General features: G+C 62.6%; 10 protein-coding genes. 8 read left to right on the top strand and 2 right to left on the bottom strand.

Going from position 1 to position 8,244, the window contains the following annotated elements:
* On the bottom strand, window positions 1-1,415 hold a 1,415-nt coding region (locus ACE3OH_RS16100), incomplete at its 3' end, for a HAMP domain-containing protein (RefSeq protein WP_374355192.1).
* 294 nt (window positions 1,416-1,709) lie between these two features.
* On the bottom strand, window positions 1,710-2,036 hold the full coding sequence (locus ACE3OH_RS16095) for a hypothetical protein (protein WP_374355189.1): 327 nt from the start codon (window positions 2,034-2,036) through the stop codon (window positions 1,710-1,712).
* Between the two features lie 291 nt (window positions 2,037-2,327).
* Here ACE3OH_RS16095 and ACE3OH_RS16090 point away from each other — a divergent pair, with 291 nt between their 5' ends.
* The 8 genes from ACE3OH_RS16090 to ACE3OH_RS16055 form a co-directional block, all read left to right on the top strand.
* Window positions 2,328-2,966, top strand: coding sequence for a deoxynucleoside kinase (locus tag ACE3OH_RS16090; protein WP_374355186.1), 639 nt, complete (start codon window positions 2,328-2,330; stop codon window positions 2,964-2,966).
* Window positions 2,967-3,122: 156 nt separating this feature from the next.
* Window positions 3,123-3,914 carry a 3-methyl-2-oxobutanoate hydroxymethyltransferase gene (panB, locus tag ACE3OH_RS16085; protein WP_374355183.1) on the top strand — a complete coding sequence of 264 codons (792 nt, stop codon included), beginning with the start codon at window positions 3,123-3,125 and terminating at the stop codon, window positions 3,912-3,914.
* A gap of 7 nt (window positions 3,915-3,921) precedes the next feature.
* Window positions 3,922-4,440 (top strand): GNAT family N-acetyltransferase, encoded by a 519-nt coding sequence (locus ACE3OH_RS16080; RefSeq protein WP_374355180.1) that lies wholly within the window; start codon window positions 3,922-3,924, stop codon window positions 4,438-4,440.
* Window positions 4,441-4,460: 20 nt separating this feature from the next.
* A complete protein-coding gene (gene panC, locus ACE3OH_RS16075) occupies window positions 4,461-5,312 on the top strand; it encodes a pantoate--beta-alanine ligase (RefSeq protein WP_374355177.1) in 852 nt (283 codons plus the stop codon).
* A gap of 1 nt (window position 5,313) precedes the next feature.
* Window positions 5,314-5,760 carry an N-acetyltransferase family protein gene (locus tag ACE3OH_RS16070; protein ID WP_374355195.1) on the top strand — a complete coding sequence of 149 codons (447 nt, stop codon included), beginning with the start codon at window positions 5,314-5,316 and terminating at the stop codon, window positions 5,758-5,760.
* Between the two features lie 139 nt (window positions 5,761-5,899).
* The gene (gene hemF / locus ACE3OH_RS16065; protein ID WP_374355174.1) at window positions 5,900-6,802 is read left to right on the top strand and encodes an oxygen-dependent coproporphyrinogen oxidase; all 903 of its coding nucleotides are present in this window, start codon (window positions 5,900-5,902) and stop codon (window positions 6,800-6,802) included.
* Between the two features lie 97 nt (window positions 6,803-6,899).
* On the top strand, window positions 6,900-7,682 hold the full coding sequence (locus ACE3OH_RS16060; protein WP_374355171.1) for a hypothetical protein: 783 nt from the start codon (window positions 6,900-6,902) through the stop codon (window positions 7,680-7,682).
* Window positions 7,683-7,874: 192 nt separating this feature from the next.
* Window positions 7,875-8,244: hypothetical protein (locus tag ACE3OH_RS16055; protein ID WP_374355168.1), on the top strand; the 370-nt coding region annotated here is incomplete at its 3' end.

Below are 8,244 nucleotides of genomic sequence, written 5' to 3'. Positions count from 1 at the left end.
GGCACGCCGTGGCCGGCGCAATCAGCCACGCCGATCAGGCAGTTGGGTCCGTCGGCGCGGAAGATATAGAAATCGCCACCGACCACATCGCGCGGCCGCCACAGTACGAAGTGCTGGGCGCCGAGCGAGCGCACCATATCGCGGTCCGGCAAGATGGCACGCTGGATCAGGCTGGCGTAACGGATCGAATCATCAAGCTGCTGGTGGGCGGCGACGATGCGCTGGTTGGCATCGAGCAGGGCAGCGGTGCGCTCGCGCACCTTGCTCTCCAGTTCCTGGGTATGGCGCTGCACCTTGCTGGCCATGGTGCCGAATGCCTGGCTGAGTTCCCCGATTTCGTCATCGCGCCGCACCGGCAAGTCGAGCGCATAGTTGCCGCCGGCAATGGCGCTGGCCGAGGCCTGCAGATGGCGCAGCGGCTTGAGCACCATGCGTTCGATCGCCACGGCAAAACCCAGCAGCAGCGCGCCGATCAGCAAGGCAACTGCCAGCAAGGCCAGCCACAGCCAGTGGGCATCGACTACCGAGCTGGCATCAAGGTCCAGCAGGGTGATCACATGCCAGTTCAGCTCGCTGATATAGCTGACCGCCAGCAATTTGCGTACCCCGCCTTGTGCCACCCAGTCGCTGGCAACCAGGCCCGGCTGCGCACGTGCATGTTGCATGGCGGTGCGCATGGCGTTGCGACTTGCCGGGTCATCAAGCAGATCGAACACGGTACGGTTGCTGTTGGCAAGGCCGGCGCCGGCATTGAGTACGATCAGTGATTCATCGGGGTGCGCCTGGATCGCACCGTGATCATCGACAATCAGCGGTGTCACCCCGGCCTCGCCCCGGCTGATGAATTCGCGCAAGAAACCGGAAAGGTCGAGCCCGGTGCCGGCAATGCCCAAGGCCTCGCCATCGCGTATCAGGACATTGAGCCAGACCTTGGTGGTTTTGAGCTGGCGGTCGTAATTGACATTGATGTTGTACGGTACGTTTGATGCAAGGCTGGTGTAGAACCAGCTGTCCTTGCTTTCGTTGCGGCTGAGGGTATAGGCGGCCCTGGGTTCCTGCGCTGCTGTACCGCTTTCAAAGAAATAGTGGCCGCTGATTGCCGAGGCGACAAACAGCACATGGTCGCGAAATCCGCGCCGGAAGCTGTGCAGCTCACGTGTTGCGGCAGCGCGCTCGCTTTCGCCGGCTTCATGGCGCAGCCACTGCTGCAGCACGGCTGAGTCGGCCAGGCGTTGCGACAGCGCCAGCTCGCGGCTGAGCGGCGCCAGGATCTTTTCACGGTTAAGCGCGGTGAAATTGCGCACAAAGGCTGCGCCAAAGTGCTCGCGAATGCCGTCGGCCACGCGCCAGCCAAGTACCCCGGCGGGCAGTAGCGCCAGCAGACAGGCAATCAGCAGTGCCAGCAGGGATTTCACCCGCAAACCTGCCCTCCAGCCAACCATGGATAACCCTCGATCTGAATTTCGGGGATGCGCCAGCCGTCATGCCGTTTACAGGCGGCCGATCGACTTGCGCATGCATAGCACAGGACAATCTAGCCCGTATTTGTCGGGGCGACCATGCGAGATTGCGGCGAGGAAGGGGAGAGAAACTGCGCTGAGCGCGATAAAGCCGGGCAGCTGGCACTGCCCGCCAGCCCGCCGGCCTGCGCAAATGGCCGCCAGCGGGGCTGATAGGGACGGGCAGGGCGCCCGTCGCTACCTGCAATATCAGTGGTACTGGATCGAATCGACGGTCACGAAGATTTCGGACGCCTTGCAAAAGTCGATCACATAGTCGTGCACATAACCATCGTCGGACCTGACCTTGACGTCGACATTGCAGTTCTTGCCCGGGTTGGCAAATTCCATATGCCAGGTTTCACCGCCCTTGATGCCGCGCGTCTTGATCCAGTTGGCGCTCCATTTCTGGCCCTTCTCGCGGGTGATGAAACTGGTCAGTACGTGGCCGGTTTCATTGTGCAGCAGAAAGTCATTGGCCTGTGCAGTGGTGGCCAGGCCGATCAGGATGGTGGTCAGGATTGCGATGCGACGCATGGTGGATTCCTTATTGGGTTGTACGGATTGAACGGCCGCCATATTAGCGGGATCGCCCTGTTTTCAAAGGGGTTTGCGGCAAAGGTGAGAAATTGCTTAGTTGAAATTACCACTGCTTAGGGTGGGGCTCTGAACGTGTCGAGCTCTCCGCCACCACGGCGGGTGTAGAGGAGGCTGCTTTCCTTCTGCTTGCTCCGTTGGCTGTTTGCCACTACCGCGCAAATAAGCGCGGCAGGCAAGCGCTGCTGCGTTTACCATCGCGGCGACGGTGCTGGCAGACAGGAGCAGGTGATGGGTTTGGAGCGTTACCGGTATATCGTGGTGGAAGGGCCGATCGGTGTGGGCAAGACCACGCTGGCGAAAAAGCTGGGCGAGCATCTGGGCGCACGGCTGCTGCTGGAGAATCCGGATGCGATTCCCTTTTTGCCCAAGTTTTACCAGGACATGCAGCGCTATGCCCTGCCCACCCAGCTGTCCTTTCTGTTCCAGCGGGTCGATCAGGTGGCCAGCCTGCAGCAGATCGATCTGTTTGCCGGCGCAACCGTGGCCGACTTCCTGTTCGACAAAGACCCGCTGTTTGCCGAGCTGATCCTCAATGACGACGAATTCCGGCTGTACTCGGATATCTACCGCCACTTGCGGGTACAGGCGCCTACGCCGGACCTGGTGATTTACCTGCAGGCCGATCTCAATACCCTGGTTGATCGGGTGCGCCAACGCAGCCGTGATTTCGAGGCGCGCATTGCCGATGGCTATCTGCGCCGCCTTGCCGAGCGCTATAGCCGCTTCTTTTACGACTATGCCGATGCGCCGGTGCTGATGGTCAATTCGGAAAACCTCAATCTGGCCGACAATGCCGACGATTTCCGCCTGCTGCTGCGCCGGATCGAGGGCATGCGCAGCTCGCGCGAGTATTTCAACAAGGCATGAATGGCGTTTGCCGGCCGAACAGCGGTTGAGTCATGGCGCCCATTTCGGCTATTGTTGCGTCGCAACGAAAAACGGCTGGCGAATGTGCTGCGATAATCCTGCCGTCCTCAATGTTCCGATTTAAAGCAAGCGCTTGATACATCTCTGGAGTTCGCCATGAAAGTTACCGTCTCAACCCTGCAGAAGATGAAGCAGGATGGCCAGAAGATCGCCATGCTGACCTGCTACGACGCCAGCTTTGCCAGCATGATGGCCGAGGCCGGTGTGGAAATGCTGCTGGTGGGCGATTCGCTCGGTATGGTGATCCAGGGCGAGAGCTCCACCCTGCCGGTGACCATGGACCAGATGGCATACCACACGCGCTGTGTGGCCAAGCATGCCAAGCAGGCGATGGTGGTGGCTGATTTGCCGTTTGGCGCTTACCAGGGCAGCAAGGAGCAGGCATTCGAGGCCAGCGCCCGCCTGATGGCGGCTGGTGCCGAGATGGTCAAGCTCGAAGGTGGCGCTTATATGGCCGACACCACCGCCTTTCTGGCCGAGCGCGGCATTCCGGTGTGCGCCCATATCGGCTTGACGCCGCAGTCGGTGCATGCCTTTGGTGGCTGGAAAGTGCAAGGCAAGACCGAAGATGGTGCCGCCCGCCTCAAGCATGATGCGCTCGCCTTGCAGGATGCCGGCGCCTCGGCTGTGCTGATGGAGCTGGTGCCGGCGGCGCTGGCCCGTGAGATCACCGCCAGCCTGCATGTGCCGACCATCGGTATCGGCGCCGGCGTCGATGTCGATGGCCAGGTGCTGGTGGTGTACGACATGCTCGGCGTGTATCCGGGCAAGAAGGCGCGCTTCGTGAAGAACTATATGCACGGCATGACCAGCATCCAGGGCGCCATCGAGGCCTATGTGCGTGAAGTGAAGGCCAAGACCTTCCCGGCTGCCGAGCATAGCTTTTAAGGCTGTCATGCTGCCGTTACGCACAAATCGCTTGGTCTTGCGCGATTTCGTCCAGGCCGATCTGCCGGCCTATATCGCGCTGCGCAGTGGCGTGGCGTTTGCGCGCCACTATGCGGCAGAGGAAATGCAGGCGGAATTCACCGCCGGTTTGCTGCAGCGCTTTATCACCGCGCAGTCGCACACGCCGCGCCAGATGTGGCAGTTGGCGATTGTCGACCAGGGTGAGCGCCTGCTGGGGTCCTGCGGCCTGCGCACCATCGAGCCCGGCGTCGCCAGCTTTGGCTGCGAGCTGGGCGAAGCCCACTGGGGCCAGGGCTATGCGCTGGAAGCCTGCCGCGCCTTGCTGCAGTTCGGCGCCACCGAACTGGCTTACCATCGCATACTGGCCGATACGCTGGTCAGCAATGCCGGCGCGCGGCGGCTTGCCGAGGCGCTTGGCTTTGTCCTGTTGCCAGCCAGCGGGCGCGGCCGGCATATTGGCGGACTGGATCAGCCTGTCGCCCAATTGTGCTGGACCCCTGTGTAATCCCTTTTCCGGAAATCATCATGCACGTGTTTACCACCATTGCCGAGCTGCGCGCCTGGCGCCGGCAAGCCGGTTTTGTCGCCTTTGTACCCACCATGGGCAATCTGCACGAAGGCCATATTTCCCTGTGCCGCGCCGCCCGAGCCGCCTGCGATCAGGCTGGCGGCGGCAAGGTGGTGGTATCGATCTTCGTCAATCCGCTGCAGTTCGGTCAGGGGGAGGACTATCTGACCTATCCGCGCACCTTTGAAGAGGATTGCGCCAAGCTCGAGGCTGCCGGGGTCGATGCCCTGTTCCACCCCGATGTGGCGGCGCTGTATCCGCGCGTCGAGCAGCAATACAAGGTGGAGCCGCCGGCCATCCAGCACGAGCTCGACGGTCAGTTCCGTCCCGGCCATTTCCGAGGCGTGGCAACGGTGGTGACCAAATTGTTCAATATCGTCCAGCCCGATAGCGCCATGTTCGGCAAGAAGGACTACCAGCAGCTGAAGGTGATCGAAGGCATGGTGATGGACCTGGACATGCCGATCGCCATTGTGCCGGTGGATACCGGTCGCGCCGATGATGGTCTGGCGCTGTCCTCGCGCAATGGTTATCTGACCGCCGACGAGCGCGCCGAAGCGCCGCGCCTGTATCGCAATCTGGCAGCGATACGCACGGCCTTGCAGAACGGCGATAGCGACTTCGTCAAACTCACCGAAACTGCCCGTGCCGACCTGGAAAACCATGGCTGGCGCGTCGATTATGTGGAAATCCGCGATCAGGAGCGGCTGGAACATGCCCGTCCGGGCGACAAGGCTCTGGTCATCCTGGCTGCCGCTCGCTTGGGCCGCCCACGCCTGATCGACAATCTGGAGCTGACCCTTGCCTGAAGTGGCATTGCAGCCACTTGATACGGCACAGGTCGACTTTGATGCGCTGACGCGGCTATTTCTCGACAGCCGCGCCACCGCCATGCCCTGGCTACCCGTACTGCACGACTTTGCCAGCACCCGCCGGTTCTTGCGCGACACGCTGCCGACACAGGCGTGCTGGCTGGCCCGCGATAGCGCGGGCAAGGTGCTGGGTTTTATCGCCTTTGATGCCGATTGGGTCAATCACCTCTATCTGGCGCCCGCAGCACAAGGGCAGGGCCTGGGCGCGCGCCTGCTGGCGCTGGCGCAAAACGATGGTGTGCAGCGCCAACTCTGGTGCTTTGCCGACAATCAGCGTGCGCGCCACTTTTATGAGCGGCAAGGCTGGGCGCAGGTGGATGCAACCGATGGCAGTGCCAATGAAGAGCGCTGCCCCGATGTGCGTTATCAATGGCAGCGGCGTTGAAGCGCCGGGCTTGCCGTCTCGGGTGAGGGGGCGGCCCGCCCGGCGTGCGTATCCGCCAAAAGTCGGCGAGAATGCCGCCCTTGCTGAACTGCCATGCCCGGCTGGCAGAGTTCCAATCCGTTTACAAGGTTTACCCGCCATGGATACCGCTGCGATCAAATCCTATTTTCTCGACCTGCAGGCGCGCATCATCGCAGCAGCCGAGGCGGCCGATGGCGGCAGCTTTCGCCATGATGAATGGCAGCGCCCCGCTGGCGGCGGCGGCATCAGCCGCCTGCTCGAAGGCGGCGCCTTGTTTGAGCGTGCCGGTGTCGGCTTCAGCCATGTGATGGGCGACAAGCTGCCACCCAGCGCCAGTGCCCATCGGCCCGAGCTGGCCGGCCGTGCCTGGGAGGCGATGGGGGTGTCCTTGGTGTTTCACCCGCGCAACCCCTATGTGCCGACCGTGCATATGAATGTGCGGATGTTCCGCGCGCATCAGGACGGCGAGGCCGATGTGTTCTGGTTCGGCGGCGGCATGGACCTGACGCCGTATTACGGCTTTGCCGAGGATGCCCGCCATTTTCACCAGACCTGTGCAGATGCGCTGGCGCCGTTTGGCGACGACAAATACCCGCGCTTCAAGCAATGGTGCGATGCCTATTTCTTCCTCAAGCACCGCAATGAGCCACGTGGCATTGGCGGGGTGTTTTTCGACGATTTCAGCGAGCTGGGCTTTGAGCAGAGCTTTGCCATGACCCGGGCGGTGGGCGATGCCTTCCTAGGCGCCTATCTGCCTATCTTGGCGCGGCGTCGCGATATGTCCTTTGGCCAGAATGAACGCGACTGGCAGGCCTACCGGCGCGGTCGCTATGTGGAATTCAACCTGGTGTGGGATCGTGGCACCCTGTTCGGCCTGCAATCGGGCGGCCGCACCGAGTCGATCCTGATGTCGATGCCGCCACAGGCCAACTGGCGCTATGACTACCAGCCACAGGCCGGTTCGCCCGAGGCAGCCCTGCTCAGCGATTTTCTGGCGGCACGTGACTGGGTCAGCGCCTAGACTACACTGGCTGCTTATCCATGGAGTTGTCGATGGTGCTGTACCCGCCCCACCGCAGTTTGCCGGCAGCCTTGCCGGTGCTCACTGAGTTGTATCCATGTCCCTTGCCTGCCTGAGTCGTCACCGCCTGGTCAGCTGCGTGGCGCGAGCCTTGCTGGCCTGCAGCCTGGCCGGTGTGGCGGCGGCCGAGCCCTTGAACGTGCTGGTCGATATTGCGCCGCCGTTTGTGGTCGACAATAAGGGCGAGGCAAGCGGCCCCTATGTCGAGGCATTCAAGCAGCTGGCGGCAGCGCGCGCCTTGCCGGTGAAGGTTGTCGCCATGCCGGGTCGACGCGCCTTGCTGCATGCCCAGCAAAATGCCAATACCTGCGTGCTGGCCCTGAACTACGCGCCAGCCACCGCCGAAGTGCTGCTCTATCTCGGCCGGGTGGCGCCGATGTATGTGTGGGCGTTTGGCCGCCATGATGCCGCCTTGCCGGTCACCGGTCTGGCGGATTTGAAGCGCTATCAGGTGGGCAGCATCGATATCGCCGAAGTGCGCGAGGTGCTTGACGATGCTGCCGTCCGCTACGAGGCATTGGCGCAGCCAGCGCGTGGCCTGACCATGCTGGCGGCGAAGCGCTTTGATGTGCTGATCGGCGATATCGGCCAGGAGCTGGCCGCCGAGCAACAGGGTTTGCGTATCGACCGGCTGTTTACCGTGGCCCGCGTCGAACGCTGGCTGGCCTGCCATCCTGGCACGGCACCCGCCACCCTGGCCGGCTTGCGCCAGGCCCTGCGCGAGGGCCTGTTCGCCGAAGCAGTGCGCCCGGTGTGGGCGCGCTACGGTCTGGATGGCTACTTCCTGCAGGTACGCAAGGAGTGGCGGCTCAAGCCGTAGGCATCGCCCGCGGCATCCTGCCTTGCCTGTGCGCTATGCGTATCTACGACGTTTGCGCATTTGCGCTTTCCCCGCGATTTCTACCGCTGCCCCCGCCTGCCTGACCGCTTGCCACAGACAGCGCCCGCTGCTTTGGCTTGCGCGGCATGCTGTTCGCCATCCAATAAGGGGAGTAGCAAGATGGACATGGCGATGACAATGCGGCAATCGATTGCGGTTGGCGCGCCGCTGCAATGGTGGGCACAGGGCTGGCGGCTGTGGTGGCGGGCGCCTTTGCGGCTATTGCTATTGACCATTGCCGCCGTCGTGGTGGAGGCGGTCTTGCAGCTCGGCGTGCCCTTGTTTGGCATGATTTTGTCGAAGTTGCTGGTGCCGATGGTGCTGGCCGGCGTGCTGCTTGGCCTGCAACAGCTCGACCACGCCGGCAAACTGCCATGGCGCAGCCTGTTCTGGGGTTTTTCCCGGCCCATGCTGCCGCGCACCCTGGCTGTCAGCACCGTGCTTTTGAGCACGGTGTGCGTCCAGCTTGGCGTTGCCACGCTGGTCTACGGGCCTGCGGTGA

The organism is Chitinimonas sp. (assembly GCF_041904975.1).
GTDB lineage: Bacteria > Pseudomonadota > Gammaproteobacteria > Burkholderiales > Chitinimonadaceae > Chitinimonas.
The sequence above is the reverse complement of the archived record's forward strand: the minus strand, read 5'-3'. Positions and strand labels throughout refer to the sequence as shown.